Source organism: Anaerospora hongkongensis, from assembly GCF_004339805.1.
In the GTDB taxonomy this organism is placed as follows: Bacteria; Bacillota; Negativicutes; order Sporomusales; family DSM-15969; genus Anaerospora; species Anaerospora hongkongensis.
The window spans coordinates 49,298-69,192 of sequence record NZ_SLUI01000005.1; the positions used below are offsets into that span (position 1 = coordinate 49,298).

Consider the following 19,895-nt stretch of genomic DNA (forward strand, 5'->3'; position numbering starts at 1 on the left):
CTGCCTACCGCTCCTTCCCACAAGTTTCTCTGGCAATGGAATCCCATAAGCCGTTCAGGTATACTGCCCCCAGGGAACGGTCATATAAGCCGTAGCCCGGTCTCCCCTCTTCTCCCCAGATCATTCTGCCGTGATCAGACCGCAGCGGCCCGCTAAAGCCCGTGTCATGCAGAGCTTTCATAATTGCGTACATGTCCAGCGAAGCTTCATCCGACTTATGAGCCGTTTCCTCAAAAATTCCCGGCTCATGAATTTTTATGTTCCGTACGTGAGCGAAGTGAATCTTCCCCAACTTGCCAAAATGGCGAAAAATCGCGGGGATGTCATTGGCCGTATTTGCTCCCAAAGAGCCGCTGCACAGCGTAAGTCCGTTAGACGGACTATCGACCAAGCTAATGATGCGGTCCAGGTTCTCCCTGGAAATAACAATCCGCGGAAGGCCAAAAACCGGCCAGGGCGGATCATCCGGATGAATCGCCAGCTTAATGCCGCATTCCTCGGCAGTAGGAATGACACCTTGCAGAAAATAGCCAAGATTGGCAAATAGCTGCTCCTCATCAACTGCCTTGTACTGTGCGAACAATTTTTTCAGTTCCGACAACCGTTCCTTTTCCCACCCGGGCAATTCAAAGCCATTGGCATCGGTCTCCATTTTTTCAACCAAATACTCGGGACTATATCCTTTGATCAACTGCTCATTATAGGCCAGAGCCGTCGAACCATCATTCAGCACCTTTGCCAGTTCCGTCCGGGTCCAGTCAAACACAGGCATAAAGTTATAACAAACAACAGACACTCCTGCTGCCGCAAGATTGCGAAGGGTTGCACAATAATTTGCAATGTACCTGTCTCTGGATGGCAGGCCTAGTTTTATATCCTCATGCACATTCACGCTCTCCACTGTCTGAAACAAAAGACCGGCTGCTTCAATTTGCTCCTTTAATTCTGCAATATCAGCAAGCGGCCACACCTCGCCAACCGGTATGTGATAAAGCGCACTAACGACATTTCGCATCCCCGGTATCTGTCTTATGTAGTTGAGTGGTATTTTATCGAGCTTTTCACCATACCACCGGAAAGACATTAGCATCAACATTCCCCCTTATCTACCGCCTCCATACTACCATACTAGTATACTGTTGTAAATAGAATATAACGAATATTTACGATAGTTGAAATACTCTATTCATTTCCTTGCAAGCAGAATAGATAAGGTGCCTGCAGGTTTTTCCGCCTGCAGGCACCTTATCTATTCCACTAAATTAAATTTTTCTGTGGCTCGCCATCAATAAAGATTAATTCCTTGGCCTCCGAAACAACTTCTATATCCGGATGTGCCTCAGCTTCGGCCAGCAGCGGCTCACTAATTAGTACATCCGTTAGTTCCAGTGTATTTTTAATCCAGACTATTTTATGGCAATACGGATCAACGCCATTACACATTTTAACGGCCATGCGGATTGCATCCTCAGCAGTAGCGGCAACCATGGGCACTTTGGCCGCTTCGATTTCCGTACTGGTGAAGGCGTTAGTGTACATGCTGATATAATCAATTTTATCAAACAGCTTACGGGTCGTAACATCAACCATGCCTACTCCATTGGCATTGCCATGGGATTCTTCAGTTACATCAAGAATCGCACTCTTTTTGAACTCAGGGCCGCCGCTGACACATTTCGTAATATACAGTCCGGTTACATTGGGGTCCTGTCCGTCACCGCTGATATTTTTGCCGATTTCATCAATAATCAATACATCAAACTTATCAAACAAAATCCGCCCCATTGACCGGCGGGCTTCTTCCAGCAGCGTCTTTTCCCGCTCCAGCGTCAATATATCGCTTTTCGGAACAACTTCAATTTTGTACGTATCTTCAAAAGCATTTTCAACTAATGCCACTGCAAATAAAAGATTAACCTTACTGGCAATCATTTGGCCGATGCGTGGTATATATTCGGTAAAGCTGGCAAACCCGTGACTATGCACCGAATCAGCCCCCAGCCGTTTGCCGAGGCCAATTACCAGCATTTTGCAGATACCGCTTTCAATTGGTCCGCGGAAACAAGTATGCGGTTTAACCCGGGGAATAATCACGATTCCATCTGCTTCAAGCGCACTCTTCGCTACGTATATCGGATAACCTGGTTCTATCTCGCCAATACATTCCACATCCATGGAGGCATTAAGCGGTACGCCCATCGTTGCTTCACTAATGCCGAATGAGGCCAGCAAGTCGGCCTGCCCCTCCGCCACCGCGCCGCCGTGGCTGCCCATGACGGGGATGATAAACGGCTTTGCACCTGCTTTGAGCAATACGTCAATAACTGTTTTGGTAATTAAGGCAATATTGGCTATGCCCCGGCTGCCAACACCCACCGCAATTCGTTTTCCTGTCAGATTTTCTACATACGGCTCCATCTTCACCCGGATTTCTCCGGGAATATCCTCTATCTTTTGCCGGTTAAACTGTTGCTTGATCCTCACAAACCTGGGAAGCATAATGGCCGGAAATTTTTTTAAATCTAATGACTGCATGTCACCCACCCCTACTATTCACCTTTTTTATAACAAAATGAGCAAGAGCAGCTTTACAGCCGCTCTCACCCTATTCACCTGTTATTTTGTATGAACCGATACAGAGGAATTCCCCCCTGCCGATTCGGGTTCTGTATTTTGTCCGATACCAAGCGGTATCGAAACTAAAAGTAATATCGCACCCAGAATACCGGCAGCGGCAATAGCATATAAGCCGGCATAGGAGTTGTGAAAAGTCTGCTCGGCCCAAACGCGCAGGTTTGGCGCCAGGAATCCGCCTAAATTACCGACAGAGTTAATCAGCGCAATCGCACTTGCTGCGGCAATACCCGACAAAAACCGGCTGGGCAGTGTCCAGAAAATAGGCTGACAGGCCAGGTTACCCATCGCAACAATACAAAGAGCCAGGATACCAAGAAGCGGATTACCGGTGGCGGAAAGAATAAAGCCCACTCCGGCACTGCCGATAATAGCGGCCGCCAGAACACCGCGTTTGCCTGATTTATCCGAATAACGCGGCAGTGTAGCGGTGGCAATCAAGGCGCATATCCAGGGAATTGCACTGACCAGCCCAACCATCAACCCTACTTTTTGGCCCAAAAGTCCGGCGACCTGGGTAGGCAGGTAAAAATTTAAACCATAGTTACTAACCTGGATCATAAAGCAAATAGCTGCCAAAAACCATACCTTGGAGTTGCCAAGCGCCTGAAGAGCACTGGCTTTTCCTTGTGGTTTTTTTGCATTTTCTTCTTCCAGCTCTGCAAGCAAGGCCTGTTTTTCTTCCTCAGCAAGCCATTTCGCATCCTGCGGTTTGTCAACCAGATACCAGTACGCCCATACACCAACAACGGCAGCCAATAAACCTTCTACAATAAACATCCATTGCCAGCCGTGGAATCCAAAGGTTCCGTCAAAATCCAGCAGCAATCCGGATAAAGGCGAACCGAAAATAAACGCCAAGGGGGGTCCAAGATAAAAAAGTCCCATCACCGAACTGCGGCGGCGATTTGTAAACCAAAAGGTAAAATAATAAATGATTCCCGGAAAGAAACCCGCTTCCGCTATGCCTAACAATACCCGCAGAATCAAGAAGGATGATTCGGTCGATACCCAGGCAAAGCCTGCAGATACCAGCCCCCATGTGATCATAATACGGGCCAGCCACGCTCTGGCTCCCACGTGATGCATAATAATATTGCTGGGCACTTCAAAGACCGCATAACCAAGGAAAAAGATACCTGCTCCAAGCGCAAACGCTGCATCACTTATGCCTGTATCAATCTGAAAAGCCTGCTTGGCAAAACCAATATTAGCGCGGTCCAAAAAAGCCAGGATATACATTAGCAGCACAAATGGTACCAGCTTCTTTTGGGCCTTGTCCATCGCACGGTTACACAATTCCGGATTTGTTTCCTTTACCATAGCCTCACACTCCTCTTATTTTATCATGTTGCTTACCCTTATTATTGACTGCCACCGACAAAAGGGTTACCACCTCCCTTAAAACGCGGCCCCCCCGTTAGACTAATGCCACTACTTTTAAATAATTGCCGGGATTGGCGGAAATATCGTGCACCAGCTCCGGAACCTCTTCAAAAGCAATCGTTTTGGTAATTACCGCCGCCACGTCAACCTTGTTTTCGGCGATCAGCTGGATGCTTTCCGGGAAGCTGCGGTAGCTATTGCGGGAGCCAAGTATATCCAGCTCTTTTTTCGTAAACAGCGCGGTCGGCAGCGAAATCTCATGTTTGGGCCAGCCAACCAGAGAAATCCGACCGGAGAAAGCAGCATAGTCAATACTGCTGCGAATAGCTGCCGCATTGCCGGATGCCTCAATTACCACTTCGGCCATACGCCCCTGCGTAATTGCTTTAATTTCCTTAACCGCATCCTGCGTAACCGGATTAACGGTATACTTTACCCCAAGCTTACGGGCAAATTCCAGCCGTTCCTCTACAGGATCGACTACTACGGGAACCGCTTCCAGCGCCAGGGCATACTGCGCCGCCAGCAGGCCGATCGGACCCGAGCCGGTAATGACAACATGCTCACCTTTTTTTACCCTCGCCCGCTTAACGGCATGCATGGAAATAGTGAGGGGCTCGACCATCGCAAGCAAATTCCAGGGAATGCTGTCAGGAACCTTGTGCACCAAATGACGGGGATGGCTGAAATATTGTGCCATAGCGCCATTAATATGCACACCCAGTACCGTTAGATTTTCACAGCAGTTTGTATGCCCATTTTTACAAGGATAGCATATGCCGCAATAAACATACGGCTCCAGCACAACACGGTCACCGGCCTTTAGTTCCGTTTCCCCCTCCGGCACCTCCAGCACCTCACCCGCCACTTCATGCCCGATGATCCTCGGATAGGACACTAGCGGATTCGTTCCTAAATAGGCGCCGATATCGGACCCGCAAATTCCCAGACTGCGGACCTTGATTACTACATCCTGGTCTTTTCGCTTCGGCAGATCCACCTCAGCAACAGCAATGCTGCCTGGTGACTGTAAATGAATTGCTTTCATATTCAAACCTATTCCTCTCTTTATTTTGGTAAATTGGTTTATAAGGTTACACCATTTTTAAAAATTGCTATTTCTCTAAAGCCCATCTTCTCCGCCTTTGTCTGTTGTCCTGAGGCTACAGCCAAAATGAATTGGGAAAGCTCATCCGTAACAGACTCCAGCGGCTTGCCGGTCAATATAGCCCCGGCATCAAAATCCATCCAGTTTGCTTTATACTGAAACAAATCGCTGTTGGTTGCTATTTTAACTGTGGGCACTGCCGTACCGAGCGGTGTCCCTCTGCCTGTAGTAAACAGCACAATCTGGCAGCCGGCTGCCGCCAGGGCCGTTGTCGCGACTGCATCATTGCCAGGCCCGTTCAGCAGGTTCAATCCCCGCGTGCTTACTGCCTGCCCATACTGTAAAACATCACTGACGATACTGCGCCCGCCTTTTTGCGTACAGCCTAACGATTTTTCCTCCAGCGTGGTAATTCCGCCTTTTTTATTGCCAGGTGACGGATTCTCATAAACCGGTTGATGATACGATGCAAAGTACGCCTTGAAATTGTTGATTAACGCCACAATTTTTTCAAAAACAACCTTATTCTTCGCACGATTCATTAATAAAGTTTCCGCGCCAAACATCTCTGGTACTTCCGTCAATACACTGCTGCCGCCGCAGGCTACCAGCCGGTCGGAAAAAGCCCCTACAAGCGGATTGCCGGTTATGCCGGAAAATCCATCCGACCCACCGCACTTCAGGCCGATTACCAAGTCCCGGGCCGAGCACTCGGTACGCTTGTATTGGCCTGCATACTCAACCAAATCCTTTAGAATTGCCTGGCCTGCGGCAAATTCATCAGAAAACTCCTGAGCAACAAGAAACTTTACCCGCTTATCATCAACTTCGCCAAGCACCTTTTTAAATTCGGCAATGTTGTTATTCTCACAGCCGAGTCCAAGCACTAAAACAGCCCCAGCATTCGGATGGTTAACCAGCGCCGACAAAATACTCTGGGTAGCTGCGTGATCCTCTCCCAGCTGGGAACAGCCGTACGGATGCGTATATTCAAATACCCCGTCAATGGAAGCTGCCGGTGCAAGCTCCTCATTCGCCCATTTTGCAAGCAGCTGGGCCGTGCGGTTAACGCAGCTTACTGTGGGTATGATCCAAACCTCATTGCGAACACCGGCACGTCCGTTTTCGCGCCTATACCCCTGGAAGCTCAGCCGGCAGTCAGCAGACGGCACCAAGAGCGGAGCAGGCTGATAATCATATTCCAGCACATCACCCAAATTTGTCCTGACATTATGCGTATGCACCCAGCTGCCCGCAGGAATAGTCGTCGTAGCGTGGCCGATGGGAAAGCCGTACTTAATGACAGCCTCCCCTTGTGTCAGCGTTGTAAGCGCAATTTTATGCCCCTTGTCAATGCTCTCCAGCGCAATCAACTGCGTACCAGCTGCCTCAAGCACGGCACCGGCCTTTACATCCTCCAGCAAAACCGCTACATTATCAGCCTCGTGGATTTTCAGCGGTGCCATTACGCTTTACCTCCAACTAACTGCCGCACGGTTTCCTGCATACCGGTGCTGATAATATGGAAGAGATATTCAGCCGTTTTTTCAGTCAAACCTTCAATCCGATTCAAGTCCTGCCCCCAAATTGCTTCATTTGCAAAAGCATCCCGGGTTAAGGCAAGCACACCGTCTTGTGTGCCATTGCAGGCCTGCCATTCTCCGGCAAAAAACTCCAGCACCGGTACATCATCCTTCATGATAAAGTCGCCTGCTTCTCTTTTCCCCAGCAGATTCGATCCGTCCAATTTGCCGTCTTTATACACTGCAAGTAGCGCCGCCAGCGAAAAAGTCAGCTTTTCCGGCAATTTTCCGGTATGCTTCTGATACTCAAGAATGGATGGCAGTACCCGGGCTGTAAATTTGGAAGAAGAATTCAGCAAAATACTTAACAAATAATGTTTGATAAACGGATTCCGGAAGCGTTCAATAACGGCATCGGCAAATTCCACCAGCATTTGCTTTTCCAGGTCAATCGAAGGGATGATCTCTTCACTGACTATATCCCGCACATATTTCCCCATAACTTCATGATCCATCATCTCTTTTACTGCATCGAGCCCATACAAAAAGGCAGCCGGCACCGATGCTGTATGAGCACCGTTTAAAATACGCACTTTACGTGTCCGGTAAGGTGTCATATCGTTTGTCCAGATTACATTTAAACCTGCTTCGGCAAAGGGCAGGCGCTTAGCTAGTTCAGCCGGACCTTCAATTACCCACAGATGAAAAAGTTCACCGGCATTCATCAATTTATCCTGATAGCCCAGCTTCGCTTCGATAGCCTGTACTTCATCCCGGGGGTAACCGGTTACTACCCGGTCAACAAGCGAATTCAAAAAGTAGTTATGATTGCGAATCCAGTTCTTAAAGGCTTCCGGCAGCTGCCATTCATCCGCCAGCTTTAATACGGCGTCTTTTAACTTATCCCCGTTGCGGTCAATTAACTCACAGGGAATAATAACCATACCCTTTGACGGATCACCTTTAAAAAACGCAAACCGGTGATGCAGATAAACAGTAAGCTTGCCGGGAAAAGACTGGGGCGGCTGCATATCAGGCCGGTCATTTTTATCGAAAGTAATTCCTGCTTCGGTCGTATTGGAAACAATGTACTCAATATCCGGATTTTCTGCACAGGCCAGATATGCCTGCCAGTCCCGGTAAGGATTAACGCCTCTGCTTACCGAGCTGATGATCTCTTTCTTTTCTACCGGCTTGCCGTCCTCAAGTCCTCTAAGCAGTAATGTATACAACCCGTCCTGCTCATTTAAGACATCAACCAGCCCTTCAGGAATCGGCTGCACGGCAACAACCCGGCCGTTAAATTTCCCTTGCTTATTCAGCTGGTGAATCATCCAGTCAACAAAAGCCCGCAGAAAATTGCCTTCGCCGAATTGAAGCACTTTTTCCGGAAGATTCTCAAGACCCTTCGCTGCGGCAAGGTCTTCTGGAAAACAAAAATCACTATTCAGAAAACTTCTATTTAAGCGCATCATACTGATCCCCTTTCCTACCCCTATCTTCTAAAGCCACTAGCTCTTTTATATCCGCTAACAATAGTGCAAGATCCGTGCCAGCAGTGCAAATGCAGAAGCAGCAAGCTTTGGGACCTGAATGACAAAAAATACGTTCCGAATTAAAACAATCATGTTTCAATTCGGAACGATGAATTACGGGAGTTTATCAATTTTTTTCTTTTTACGCCATAAAGTAGTACGTCCAATCCCTAAACGCTTCGCCGCCCGGGTATAGTTGTAATTTTCTTCCCGCAGCACTTGCAGAATCCGCTCCCGCTCCAGTTCTTCCAGATCGTTTTCTTCCGCTGCCTCCAAATAGTCCAAAGGCTCTTCCGAAATCAGCACGTTCTTTATATCCTTGACATTAATTACTTCCTCATCCGTCAGCAGCACCGCCCGCTCCAGAATAATGGCGAGTTCACGGACATTACCCTGCCAGTATAAGCGTTGTAAATACGCCACTGCCTCTTTGTGAAGCTTTTTGACCTGCTCTGCACTTTCACTTAAGATTCGCAGGAAATGACCGGCAAGCAGGGGAATATCTTCTGCCCTCTCCCGGAGCGGCGGCAAGTGCAAATGTAAAATAACAAGACGGTAAAACAAATCGGCGCGAAACAATTTCTTGCCCACTAAGTCAGCCAGATCCTGATTTGTCGCAGCGATAATCCGCACATCAACCGGAATAACCCGATGTCCGCCAAGGCGCATTACTTCTTTTTCCTGCAGAACTCTCAACAGCCGGGCCTGCAAAGTCAGTGGCAGCTCACCTACTTCATCCAAAAACAGTGTTCCGCCATGAGCCAATTCAAAAAGACCAAGCTTACCGCCTTTTTTCGCCCCGGTGAATGCGCCTTCTTCATACCCCAGCAATTCGCTTTCCAGCAAGCTTTCCGGCAGTGCCGCGCAATTAACCGCTACAAAAGGACCTTGATGGCGGGAGCTCAGTTTGTGAATACTCTGTGCAAGCATTTCCTTCCCTGTCCCGGACTCACCGGTAATCAGCACCGTCGACCGGGAAGCAGCAAAGCGGCGGGCACGCTGCTTAACCGCCTCCAGAGCGGATGAAACACCGATTATATCACTCAGCCCAGCTTTGGCCACCAATCCTTTGGCATACAGCTTTTGCCGTATCGTGTGTTCAAAGTATTGCAATTGCGTAACATCCTGAAAATTAGCGATAGCTCCTACCACGTTTCCCTCCAGCTTAATGGGTATCCGTTTCGTTGCAATACTTCTTTTCCCGATGTGCTGAATTTCCCCGATCTCGGGCATCCCATTTTCCAGCGTCAATGGAAGGCGGGTATTGGGAATCACGCTGTCAATTTTACGTCCAATTACCTCCGCCTGCGATACTTGAAACACTTCACAGGCCGCTGGATTAAAAAAAGTAATCAAACCCTTTTTGTCTACTGCCACAATTCCATCGGTTGTAGAATTAATAATCGTTTGCAGCAGCTCAGAGCGCTCTTGTTCCCTGCGCCGTACTTCCACGACCAGTTCAGCTTCTTTGATCGCTTTATAGATTGCTTCTTTCCCTGACTCAATCGTATAACCGCTAAGCCCCATATTACGGGCACACGTAACAGCATTTACATCGCCAATTACCACCTTTATACCTTGAATGGCAGCTTGCGCAATTTTATCCGCAGTCTCAGCCTCGTTTTCCAGCGTAATAATCTGAATAGAAAGGCCTAACAGGGTTACCAGGGTTTCGCATTCATAGATAACATTTCGAAAGCCAACAACGCCGATACTATCCGGACTCACGCCCAATTGCTTGATGGCGCGCAGGATATCGATTGCCGTAACCGGTATCTGAACGACCGGCACTGCAATACGATCTGCAATAGCCAATGCCGTGCCGCCGCGGCTGATAATGACTTCGGCGGCACCGGCCTCCACTGCCTCCTGCGCTTGCCGGACCCCTTCCTGCGAATCTCCGTGACTGATGTAGATTTTACTTTTCCACTCATCAGTCCGCTCAGCCACAACCGCCTCCGCCAGGCGGGCCAGATGGGGAAAAGGGGCAATAAAACTAATCTTAAACTCCATATCATTCTCCTACTGCTTCAATCTCGCATCCGCGTACTTATTCCCGCAGTTTCCGGGGATCACCGGAAAACTTCTGCTGCGCCCAGGAATCAAGCTGCCGGACATGACCTTTCCCGATTGTTACACCGTATAGAATCAACAGCAAAATAACCAGGGTAAACAAATCCAGCTCTTTCGTTATGGCAAAATTTACGACGCCCAGCAAAACCTGCGGAATAACGCCGGTCATTACCAACAATACCGATGCCGCCCGAAACCAGCATTGCGATTTCAGTTTGTAACGGGCATACAGCATAAATATGGTTGCCGACCAGGCAATACCCTCTAATAGTAGCAATAATAACCACTTATTCTCCATGACCAACACGTCCATTATACCAAACTCCTACCTTTATTAGCATATCAATGCTATCCTCTGCCAAAATACAATAAAAAAACCTGGCAGCACATCTAAATGTACTCCCAGGCTTTTCTCCTTCCGTGTACACAGCCGCAGCTTGGCTGTGCGCCTTCTCTCGGACCTGACCGGCTAAGCCGCGGAACCCTAGAAGGCCGCTTATTTAGTTAGCAGCTACCTCATCATAGCCGGTAATAATCTGCTGTACGATTCCATAGGCTTTCGCTTCTTGTGCATCAAGCCAATAATTGCGCAGCGTATCTTTTTCCACTTTTTCCAGCGGCTGTCCTGTGCGCTCGCTGATCAATCCGTTGATTCGGCGACGGATTTTGATTATTTCTTCCGCTTCGATCTGAATGTCTGTTGCCTGCCCGCGAACACCACCCAGCGGCTGATGAATCATGTAGCGCGTATTTGGCAGTGAATAGCGGTCCTGCTTTTCGGCGGCGAGATAAATCGTAATACCGGCACTGGCAACCCAGCCTGTTCCGATGATGATTACTCTGGGCTTAATAAACCGGATCATATCATGGATGGTATCACCAGCTTCTACGTGACCGCCCTGACTGTTAATAAACAGCTTAATTGGTTCATCGCCGAGCTCCTGCAATATTAACAGCTCCGCCGACACTCGTGCAGCAACATCTTGCGTGATTTCACCGGAAATTATAATCGTACGGGTTTTCAGCAGCCGCCCCTGTAATTTGTCCGAATAAGTTTGCTTTTCCTGCTCTTCCATTACTTTGTCACTCCTCTTTTAGCCCATCCGCTTGTGTACGGATTTTTTAAAATAGCTGTAGTTTCTTAATAAACTGTTATTCTTTGCCAGAACCAAAAAACCTGCTCTTGCTTGATAAATGCCCCCACCTTTTAGCGTTTATCTGTATAACAATTCGCAGTTCATCGTATGCTAAACAATGACTTTACTGCCAAAGGATGACCTGCCATGCAAATCACGTTAGACAGAGCAATGCTGGAGCAGCTGGGCTTGCTCCTGATAGCCCTTATCGGAATACTGGTGATTACCGCCAGACCCTTGTGCCGCTACATGATTAAGCTAATTAGCGATAATGCCGTCCACCTCATTTTAACAGAAAAATATTCAGAAAATCTGGCTGAGTTTCTGCCCTCTTTAAAACGCTTCTCCGTATTAAACGCGATCGAGATGAGCCTGCGGGCCGAAGAAGGCAAAGTCATCACCCGGCCGCTGGGAACGCCAAAGCATTTTCTCGGGTATGAAAACCTCATGTTTCAGCCCCATCAAATGACCAAGTTTCCTCTCCCTGTAACGGCGAAACTTGATATGTCGGTTGTGATTGCCCCCAAAGCAGAAAAACCGCTTACTATTCAAATACCGCTTATGATCGGGGCAATGGCCTATGGTCTGGCGTTGAGTGACGAGGCCAAAATCGCCTTGGCCAAAGCAGCTAATATCCTTAAGACCACTACCTGTTCCGGGGAAGGCCCGCTATTGCCAGAGGAAGAGGCCATCGCCGAGAAGTATGTGCTGCAAATCAGCCGCTGGTCCTGGGGAGAACGGACAGATGAACAAATTGCCGGCGCTTCGATGCTGGAGGTTCAAATGGGGCAAGGCGCTGATATGGGAGCGGCGCGCTTCGAAGCTGCTGAAATGGCAGGAAAAGCCCAAGAGCTGGGGCAGATAGCCCCAGGCGAATCACCTGCCTCTTACCCCGCCTCACCCGGTGTATACACACCTGATGATTGGCCGGAATTTATGGCTAAGCTGCGCAAGCGGGCTAACGGAATTCCCATTGCTTTGAAGCTGATGGCGACAAACCACCTGGAGGATGACCTCGCTGTGGCACTGGAGCTTGGCTTTGATGCCGTTGTCCTGGATGGCGCCCAGGGGGGCGCCCACGCCTCAACTCCAATTAAGCAGGATGATTTTGGTATCCCCAGTCTCTATGCTCTGGTTCGGGCGAAGCGTTATTTACAAGGCCGCAATATTACCCTCATTGTGGCTGGCGGCTATTTTACCCCCGGCCAGTGCCTGAAAGCTCTGGCACTCGGCGCAGATGCCATTTATATGGCTACCGTTCCCCTTTTCGCCTTAGCCCACAATCAAGGCCAAAAGGTCCTTCCGTTTGAGCCGCTTACCACTCTGCTCTATTATCCTTCCCCTTCCAAAACAAAGCTTTCCATTGATAAGGCTGCCACTTACGTTGCCAATACTCTGACCTCCATGTCACTGGAAATGGAAGAAGCAATGCTTGCCCTGGGTAAAGCTTCTTTAAAAGAGCTGAGTTCCGATGACCTGGCAGCACTTGACCCGTATACGGCAAAAGTGACAGGTATAAATTTAGCCTACAGACCGAAAAGTAAAAATCGAAAAGTCAAGCCGCTGCATACGTTGAAGCCAGAATCACTTTAAGGGCGAATGACTGCGCAGCATGTCGACATGGGGAATGCCATCCTCGAGATAAACGTTGGAAATCGGTACAAATCCCCAGGATCCGTAAAAATTACGTAAATACTCCTGCGCCTGAATTTTGATTTGACCTGCATTTAACTTTTGCTCAACAAAACAGATCGCTCTCTCCAGCAGCTCCTGGGCAATGCCCTGACCGCGGTATTGCTTTTTCACAAGCACCCTGCCCAAGGCGGCTTGTCCAGCCGCTGTCCGGTAAATTCTCAAGTAAGCAGCAACTTTGCCCTCCTGCGCCTTGAATAGGTGATAGGCTGTCTGATCTTTGCCATCAAGTTCGGCATACAGGCACTGCTGCTCCAAAACAAACACCTGAAACCGCACCTGCAAAATTGCGTAAAGCTCATCAACCGTAAGCTCCGCAAACGTTTTTAACTGCCACGACATTGTTTATTCCTCCATCTTGTTACTGTCACACAAATACCACCAAGGGCTGCAGTCAGCTGCAGCCCTTTTGCTATGCCTGTATTTCTTCAATTTCAGCACTGCTCTTCCCCTGAAACAAGGCAGTCTTTGTAAAATATCAATCATTGGCATGCCGCCTTTACAAATTTAAAAATGCCTCATGAGATACAGCAAAAAACACGTATCTTTCTTATTATAAAAGATAGTGATAATTAAAATCAAATGAGGTGGAAATCTTATGTATGCAATTGGCTTGGATATGGATCCAAATACCAAGGCATAACCGGCCGGACTTGCATCCCGCCCGTTATGCCCATATAATAAGGGCATACGATTACGACATGTAACGGGGTGATTTTATGGCAACTGCACCGGTGCCTCCCTATAAACCAACACCACCGACTCCACCCGTAGTACCGGGCAGCTCTGCTGCTCATCCTGCCCAGCCTTCCCAGGCAGCACCAGCTACCGAGGCAAGCGCAGCTGCTGGCGGCAGCTTACAAAAATTTGAAGACCTGGGAAAGGCCTTTCAAGGCCAGACGGCGCAGCCACTATCGCCTGCCGCCAATACAGCCCTGCCGCAAGAAACTTCCCCTAAAGCCGGACAAGCAGCACTGCCAGTGCCTGCTGCCACGCCGGGCACAGCAACGGAGCAAACAGCAGCGCAAACCATCCAGCCTGCTAAAAAGCTGCCCGATCCAAGTTCAACCGGTGCTTTATACAGCTGGTGCCTGGCACTTGTTGTTATTGCCGCTCTTGTACTGACAGGCCTGCATTTTTTTAAAAGCAACCGGGTAAAGGCACCACAGGAGGTGGCTAAAAAAGGTAAATCCCCACAGCCAGCTGCTGGAATGGACATCACCACAGCATCACAAGATGCCCCCGCCAAGCCCAAAAGCAGCTTTGAAATCCGGGTATAGAAAAAGGCTGTCGCAAAATGCGACAGCCTTTTTTTGTTAGCCTACCACCCTTTTTCCCCGCTTTACAACTGTTTTTACCAGGTTTACGCCCCAGTGATAAAAGAGAAAGTTCAGATCAGGTGCATTCCATATTACAATATCCCCCAGCTTACCTAGCTCAATACTGCCCGTACTACCGGACCGGTTAATCGCCGCCGCGCCATTCAGCGTAGCGGCAGTCAAGACCTGTTCCGGCGTCAGACGGTACTTTAGGCAGGCAATATTCATCGGGATCTGGAGAGACTCATTCGGGCAGGAGCCGGGATTAAAGTCGCTCGCTACCGCTACGGCAATTCCTCTGTCAATCATGTCCTTTGCCCGGGCAAACGCTTCGCCCAGGTAAAAGGAGGTACCCGGCAAAAGGACTGCAATAACATTAGCTGCCGCCATGGCATCGAGACCGTTATCGTCAGCATGAATTAAGTGTTCGGCGGAAGTCGCTCTGACTTTGCCTGCCAGCTCTGCTCCGCCCAAAGCAGTAATTTCCTCTGCATGGATTTTCGGCAGTAAGCCGCAGCGCTTGCCGCACTCCAGAATTTCTCTGGATTCTTCTACGGTAAATACGCCGGTCTCACAAAAAACATCACAAAACTCAGCCAGACGTTCTTCAGCCACCAGTGGAATCATTTCTTCGCACAACAGCCGGACATATTCGGTACTGCGCCCCTTGTACTCAACAGGAATAGCATGGGCTCCCATAAAGGTAGGCACAACATCAACAACATGCTGCCTGCCCAACTGGCGCACAGCCCGCAGTGATTTCAGCTCCGCTTCAGTCGTCAGCCCGTAGCCGCTTTTTACTTCACAGGTAGTCGTACCATGAGCAAGCATAATATCCAGCGACTTCATGCCCTGATCAAGCAGCTCCTCAAGCGACGCCGCGCGGGTCTTTTCCACGGTATGCAAAATCCCGCCGCCTTGAGCCAGGATATCCAGATAGCTCATGCCCTGCAGCTTGAGCGCCAGCTCACGCTGCCGCCAGCCGGCAAATAACAGGTGCGTGTGCGCATCAACCAGCCCAGGAGTAACAAGCAGCCCCTGGGCATCTACGACGGTATCCGCTTCGCCGCCCTGCCAGTCCCGGCTGCTTCCTGCTTTCCCGACCTCTTCAATCACACCGTCCTTTACGGCAATATAAGTATCAGGAATCAGCTGAATGGCCCCCTGGGCATCGCCGCTTTGCGCAATAACACCCGTTGGAGTGGCCAGTAAACCAATATTTTTAATAATCGTTGCCATATTCAACGCCTCCCTTCCGTACTGACAAACTATTACACAGCCAGCGGACCAACGGCTTCTTCTACGCCTTTTACCAGCAAGCCTGTAGTCATCAAGCGATAAATCGTTTCAATATCAGGTGCCGGGATCCGGTCTTCATCAAGGTGGGGCACCACTTCCCGGATGATACGGCAGGCAGCGCCCGTACCGGTTCCCGGCGTGAGCGGCGTGAGGAAATCGATGCCCTGACAGGCCGACAGGCACTCTACCGCCAGGATATACCGGACATTTTCGAGAATTTCTCTTCCCTGCCGGGCGGCAATCGTCCCCATACTGACATGATCTTCCTGGTTGGCTGAAGTCGGGATCGAATCGGCACTTGCCGGATGAACGAGAACCTTATTCTCCGACACCAGCGAAGCTGCCGTATACTGGGTGATCATCAGTCCTGAATCCACTCCCGGGTAGGCAGTCAAAAACGGCGGCAGCTCACTTAAATGAGCATCCAGCAGACGATTGATGCGCCGTTCAGAAATATTGCCAATCTCCGCGACAGCCAGTTTCAGATAATCCATTACCAATGCTACCGGCTGGCCGTGAAAGTTTCCTCCTGATATGACTTCTTCGTCATCAGGCATAATTAACGGATTATCCGTAACGGCATTAATTTCAACCGTCAGTGTTTCCTCCACCCGCCGCAGTGCATCTTTTGAAGCACCGTGGACTTGAGGCACGCAGCGCAGCGAATAGGCATCCTGTACTTTGGAGCAATTGGCATGAGAGGAAATAATGCCGCTCTCGCCGGTAAGCAGTAAAATATTGTTTCCCGTGGCAATTTGCCCTTTATGCGGACGCACCTGACTAATTCTGGGGTCAAAAGCGGTTCGTGTTCCTTTGAGAGCCTCTAAGGAAAGTGCCGCAGCAATATCTGCCGTTTTCATTAGATCTACAGCATCCTGCCACACGAGACACCCTACAGCGGTCATAATCTGTGTACCGTTAATTAGCGCCAGGCCTTCTTTCCCCCCCAGTACAATCGGCTGAAGGTTAACATAGGCCAGAGCTTTAGCACCGCTTACCAGCTCTCCATTTACAAAGGCCTGCCCTTCGCCCATCATGACCAGCACCATATGCGAAAGAGGGGATAAGTCTCCACTCGCTCCGACCGAGCCTTTGCAGGGAATTGCCGGATAAACGCGGCGGTTCAGCATTTCCAGCAGCATGGTTACCGTAGCCGGCCGAATACCGGAATATCCCTTGCTGAGCGAATTAGCCCGCAGCAGCATGGCTGCCCGCACAACATCCTCCGGCAGTTTCTCCCCCACGCCGGCTGCATGACTCAAAATAAGATTGCGCTGCAGTTTCTCCCGCTGATCCTTAGAAATAAAAACCTTGCTGAAATCTCCAAAGCCGGTGGAAATACCATAAACGGGGTTTTCCTCGTCCAGCACTTTATCGACAATAGCCCGGCTGGCAGCAAGCTGCATCATACCCGCTTCGCTTACCTGCACCTCTTCATAATTCCGGGCAACCCTAACTACTTCTTCTAGTGTGAGGTCATAACCATTGAGCAGTATCATCGCTTAATTCTCCTTACCTGATTTTTGCTTAGAAAAGGCCTGACTGACAACCCTGTTAATTAACTCTTCGCGGGGAATATACGGCAGCGTAATATGTCCGGCGCCGGCATATTGCCGGTTAAAATCCACGCAGGTAATAATGGAGTTTTCATTGCGCGCCCACGAGCGTCGCGCCACACCGCCCATTACATCCCACAACATGGCGGAACGAATGATGGCGTCCACGCGTTCGCTGCCATCCAGTACCAGTCCGAATCCGCCGTTGATCGCCTTACCGATGCCTACACCGCCGCCATTATGCAGTGCCACCAGACTCATCCCCCGGGCAGCATTACCGGCAAAGCAATGCGTAGCCATATCGGCCATAATATTGCTGCCGTCTTTAATATTGGCAGTTTCCCGGAAAGGTGAATCCGTACCGCTCACATCATGATGATCACGACCAAGCATAACCGGACCGATTTCTCCCCTTCTCACCATTTCGTTAAAAGTAAGCGCAATTTTTTTCCGGCCTTCGGCATCCTGGTACAAAATCCGGGCCTTGGTACCAACAACCAGTTTATTTTTTTGGGCATCGCGGATCCACACATAATTATCCCGGTCCTGCCCCCGCCGGTTAGGATCAATAGAATTCATCGCCGCCTGGTCGGTCTTAATCAAGTCTTCTTCCTTGCCGCTTAAGCAAACCCAGCGGAAGGGACCGTAGCCGTAATCAAACAACTCGGGCCCCATAATATCCTCTACATAAGAAGGAAAAATAAAGCCCTCTTTATCATCAATGCCATTGCGGGATATTTCTGTAACACCCGCATCATATACGGCCTTCATAAAGGCATTGCCATAATCAAAGAAATAAGTGCCTCTGCTTGCCAGAATACAGATCAGCTCAAAATGGCGCTTCAAGGATTGATCAACCAGCCGGGCAAATGCCGTACGGTCCTCGGCCAGCAGCGCTGTCCGTTCGGCAAACGTAACCCCCTGGGGGCAATAGCCGCCGTCATAAGCCACATGACAGGACGTTTGATCGGACAGCAAGTGGATCGTAATATTCTGCTCTACGGCATATTCTAACAGATCGACAATATTGCCATGATAGGCAATAGACTGAGGCCGTTCTTTTTGCATGTATTCGGCGGCAAGCCGGAAGACTTCCCCCCGGTCGGCGGATACCTGTTGAACCCAGCCCTGCTCCAGTCTTGTCTGAATACGGGAATAATCCACTTCTGCAATAATCCCGACTCCATTGGCAATTTCCACCGCCTTAGGCTGGGCACCGCTCATCCCACCTAAACCGGAACTGACAAACAATTTGCCCCTGAGATCCCCATCTTCTGCGATACCCAGCTTGATTCTGCCAGCAGTTAGCAGCGTATTAAACGTCCCATGGACAATACCCTGGGGACCGATGTACATCCAGCCGCCTGCCGTCATTTGTCCATAATTGGCTACGCCCATTTGCTCAGCCACCTCCCAGTCTTGCTGGTTGTCAAACATGCCGACCATTAGGGCATTGGTGATAATGACCCGGGGTGCATCCGGCTTGGACGGAAACAGTCCTACCGGATGTCCTGACTGAACAACCAGTGTCTGATTCTCCGTTAATTCTGCAAGATACTTTTTGATCAGACTGTATTGCAGCCAGTTCTGGCATACCTGACCTGTTTCGCCATAGGTAACCAGCTCATAGGGGTAAAGGGCAATTTCAAAGCTTAGATTGTTATCCATCATGACCTGGAACGCTTTGCCTTCCAGGCACTTTCCCTGATATTCATCGATCGGCCGTCCGGTTATCGCACCATGCGGACGGTAGCGGTAAGCATAGACACGTCCGTAAGTCATTAATTCCGCTAAGAACTCTGGCGCCAGCTGATCATGCAGTTCTGCCGGCACATACCGCAGGGCATTTTTCAAGGCAATTTCCGTTTGCGACTGTGTCAGCCTAAAGCCCCGGCTGGGCGCCCGGCGTACACCGGGCGCAAACTCAGGCATTGGTGGCAGCTGATTATCCAGCTTAATCGTCATAGCACCGGCAATTATTTCGTTATTCGTCATTGCAATATCACTCTCCTAATTTCGCATAAAAAAAGAGGCAAAACCCTTGCGGGTTCTGCCTCCTATCATCTTATAGCTCTAGGCAAAATCTATACAATTATACGGGATTGATTCCCAGACCAAATACCTCATGCTCATATCCTTTAATTGGCGCACCCATACTGCCATATAATGCTACGGCCACCCAATCACCGTCACTTTCATCACCAGGAAGCCGCGGACCACGCACAATGCTGAACAACAGCCCGGCACTGCGCATAATATTTCCAAGGCCGGTCTGTCCCCGGCATATTCCGTGATAAGCCTCTAAAATACAGTGATACAGCGCATGTTCTTCCCGGTACTGATCATTAATCAGCCCTTCCCGCTTTGCAGCTGTTTCAATAGCCGCAAAAATCTTAGCAGAATCCATTGACCCAACTTTTCCTTTATACAGCTTATAGCCGCATTCCCGTCCGTGCTTCAGCATAGCAGCTTCAGCCTCTCCCGTATGGAGAGCTAGGAAAACAGCCATTTTTCCCAGACTGATCGTTTCCGTCTGCCTCACAACATACCGCCCTTCCTGGCCAAACTGTCTAAAATCAGCCTACTCTTAGCCAGCGGTTTTTCCGCTGCCATCTCTTAGCTCCAGGCTGAATT

16 protein-coding genes and 1 riboswitch are annotated in these 19,895 nt (G+C 49.5%); of the genes, 2 read left to right on the forward strand and 14 right to left on the reverse strand.

What is annotated here, in order from left to right; translation table 11 throughout:
• Positions 1-4: 4 nt before the first annotated feature.
• From uxuA to EV210_RS08400, 9 genes are all read right to left on the reverse strand, one after another.
• Entirely contained in the window at positions 5-1,090 is a 1,086-nt protein-coding gene (gene uxuA, locus EV210_RS08360) for a mannonate dehydratase (RefSeq protein WP_132078446.1), read from the reverse strand.
• A 167-nt stretch (positions 1,091-1,257) separates the two neighbouring features.
• Entirely contained in the window at positions 1,258-2,535 is a 1,278-nt protein-coding gene (locus EV210_RS08365) for a nickel pincer cofactor-dependent isomerase, group 22 (RefSeq protein ID WP_132078449.1), read from the reverse strand.
• Between the two features lie 81 nt (positions 2,536-2,616).
• The gene (locus EV210_RS08370; RefSeq protein WP_132078452.1) at positions 2,617-3,957 is read right to left on the reverse strand and encodes an MFS transporter; all 1,341 of its coding nucleotides are present in this window, start codon (positions 3,955-3,957) and stop codon (positions 2,617-2,619) included.
• Positions 3,958-4,054: 97 nt separating this feature from the next.
• Entirely contained in the window at positions 4,055-5,068 is a 1,014-nt protein-coding gene (locus EV210_RS08375; protein ID WP_132079158.1) for a zinc-binding alcohol dehydrogenase family protein, read from the reverse strand.
• Between the two features lie 38 nt (positions 5,069-5,106).
• Positions 5,107-6,594, reverse strand: coding sequence for a UxaA family hydrolase (locus tag EV210_RS08380; protein ID WP_132078455.1), 1,488 nt, complete (start codon positions 6,592-6,594; stop codon positions 5,107-5,109).
• Positions 6,594-8,126, reverse strand: a complete 1,533-nt coding sequence (locus EV210_RS08385; RefSeq protein WP_132078458.1) for a tagaturonate reductase — start codon at positions 8,124-8,126, stop codon at positions 6,594-6,596. Before EV210_RS08385 ends, EV210_RS08380 begins: the two co-directional genes overlap by 1 nt.
• A 174-nt stretch (positions 8,127-8,300) precedes the next feature.
• On the reverse strand, positions 8,301-10,199 hold the full coding sequence (locus EV210_RS08390; RefSeq protein ID WP_132078461.1) for a sigma-54-dependent Fis family transcriptional regulator: 1,899 nt from the start codon (positions 10,197-10,199) through the stop codon (positions 8,301-8,303).
• A gap of 37 nt (positions 10,200-10,236) precedes the next feature.
• Positions 10,237-10,572, reverse strand: a complete 336-nt coding sequence (locus tag EV210_RS08395) for a hypothetical protein (protein WP_132078464.1) — start codon at positions 10,570-10,572, stop codon at positions 10,237-10,239.
• Between the two features lie 84 nt (positions 10,573-10,656).
• A riboswitch (guanidine-I (ykkC/yxkD leader) is annotated at positions 10,657-10,758 on the reverse strand.
• 1 nt (position 10,759) lies between these two features.
• Positions 10,760-11,335 carry an ATP-dependent Clp protease proteolytic subunit gene (locus EV210_RS08400; RefSeq protein ID WP_132078467.1) on the reverse strand — a complete coding sequence of 192 codons (576 nt, stop codon included), beginning with the start codon at positions 11,333-11,335 and terminating at the stop codon, positions 10,760-10,762.
• Between the two features lie 207 nt (positions 11,336-11,542).
• Between EV210_RS08400 and EV210_RS08405 the strand changes: the two genes are divergently transcribed.
• Positions 11,543-12,988, forward strand: a complete 1,446-nt coding sequence (locus tag EV210_RS08405) for an FMN-binding glutamate synthase family protein (protein WP_132078470.1) — start codon at positions 11,543-11,545, stop codon at positions 12,986-12,988.
• Here the strand turns inward: EV210_RS08405 and EV210_RS08410 are convergent.
• Positions 12,980-13,429 carry a GNAT family N-acetyltransferase gene (locus EV210_RS08410; RefSeq protein ID WP_132078473.1) on the reverse strand — a complete coding sequence of 150 codons (450 nt, stop codon included), beginning with the start codon at positions 13,427-13,429 and terminating at the stop codon, positions 12,980-12,982. The genes EV210_RS08405 and EV210_RS08410 overlap by 9 nt on opposite strands.
• 377 nt (positions 13,430-13,806) lie before the next feature.
• On the opposite strand from EV210_RS08410, the gene EV210_RS08415 reads away from it, so the two are divergent.
• On the forward strand, positions 13,807-14,367 hold the full coding sequence (locus EV210_RS08415) for a hypothetical protein (RefSeq protein WP_132078476.1): 561 nt from the start codon (positions 13,807-13,809) through the stop codon (positions 14,365-14,367).
• Positions 14,368-14,403: 36 nt separating this feature from the next.
• Here the strand turns inward: EV210_RS08415 and hutI are convergent, their stop codons facing one another.
• From hutI to EV210_RS08435, 4 genes are all read right to left on the reverse strand, one after another.
• The gene (gene hutI, locus EV210_RS08420) at positions 14,404-15,645 is read right to left on the reverse strand and encodes an imidazolonepropionase (protein ID WP_132078479.1); all 1,242 of its coding nucleotides are present in this window, start codon (positions 15,643-15,645) and stop codon (positions 14,404-14,406) included.
• Positions 15,646-15,677: 32 nt separating this feature from the next.
• Positions 15,678-17,204 (reverse strand): histidine ammonia-lyase, encoded by a 1,527-nt coding sequence (gene hutH, locus EV210_RS08425; protein ID WP_132078482.1) that lies wholly within the window; start codon positions 17,202-17,204, stop codon positions 15,678-15,680.
• Between the two features lie 3 nt (positions 17,205-17,207).
• Positions 17,208-19,256 carry a urocanate hydratase gene (locus EV210_RS08430; RefSeq protein WP_132078485.1) on the reverse strand — a complete coding sequence of 683 codons (2,049 nt, stop codon included), beginning with the start codon at positions 19,254-19,256 and terminating at the stop codon, positions 17,208-17,210.
• Between the two features lie 97 nt (positions 19,257-19,353).
• Positions 19,354-19,803 carry a HutP family protein gene (locus tag EV210_RS08435; protein WP_279388499.1) on the reverse strand — a complete coding sequence of 150 codons (450 nt, stop codon included), beginning with the start codon at positions 19,801-19,803 and terminating at the stop codon, positions 19,354-19,356.
• Between the last annotated feature and the right edge of the window lie 92 nt (positions 19,804-19,895).

Bases quoted from the DNA above. Each gene is read 5' to 3' on its own strand.
- EV210_RS08380 (WP_132078455.1), bottom strand. From the start codon at position 6,594: ATGGCACCGCTGAAAATCCACGAGGCTGATAATGTAGCGGTTTTGCTG.
- EV210_RS08365 (WP_132078449.1), bottom strand. From the start codon at position 2,535: ATGCAGTCATTAGATTTAAAAAAATTTCCGGCCATTATGCTTCCCAGG.
- EV210_RS08410 (WP_132078473.1), bottom strand. From the start codon at position 13,429: ATGTCGTGGCAGTTAAAAACGTTTGCGGAGCTTACGGTTGATGAGCTT.
- EV210_RS08400 (WP_132078467.1), bottom strand. From the start codon at position 11,335: ATGGAAGAGCAGGAAAAGCAAACTTATTCGGACAAATTACAGGGGCGG.
- EV210_RS08390 (WP_132078461.1), bottom strand. From the start codon at position 10,199: ATGGAGTTTAAGATTAGTTTTATTGCCCCTTTTCCCCATCTGGCCCGC.
- EV210_RS08370 (WP_132078452.1), bottom strand. From the start codon at position 3,957: ATGGTAAAGGAAACAAATCCGGAATTGTGTAACCGTGCGATGGACAAG.
- EV210_RS08375 (WP_132079158.1), bottom strand. From the start codon at position 5,068: ATGAAAGCAATTCATTTACAGTCACCAGGCAGCATTGCTGTTGCTGAG.
- EV210_RS08405 (WP_132078470.1), top strand. From the start codon at position 11,543: ATGCAAATCACGTTAGACAGAGCAATGCTGGAGCAGCTGGGCTTGCTC.
- EV210_RS08415 (WP_132078476.1), top strand. From the start codon at position 13,807: ATGGCAACTGCACCGGTGCCTCCCTATAAACCAACACCACCGACTCCA.
- EV210_RS08385 (WP_132078458.1), bottom strand. From the start codon at position 8,126: ATGATGCGCTTAAATAGAAGTTTTCTGAATAGTGATTTTTGTTTTCCA.
- hutI (WP_132078479.1), bottom strand. From the start codon at position 15,645: ATGGCAACGATTATTAAAAATATTGGTTTACTGGCCACTCCAACGGGT.
- hutH (WP_132078482.1), bottom strand. From the start codon at position 17,204: ATGATACTGCTCAATGGTTATGACCTCACACTAGAAGAAGTAGTTAGG.
- EV210_RS08395 (WP_132078464.1), bottom strand. From the start codon at position 10,572: ATGGACGTGTTGGTCATGGAGAATAAGTGGTTATTATTGCTACTATTA.
- uxuA (WP_132078446.1), bottom strand. From the start codon at position 1,090: ATGCTAATGTCTTTCCGGTGGTATGGTGAAAAGCTCGATAAAATACCA.
- EV210_RS08430 (WP_132078485.1), bottom strand. From the start codon at position 19,256: ATGACGAATAACGAAATAATTGCCGGTGCTATGACGATTAAGCTGGAT.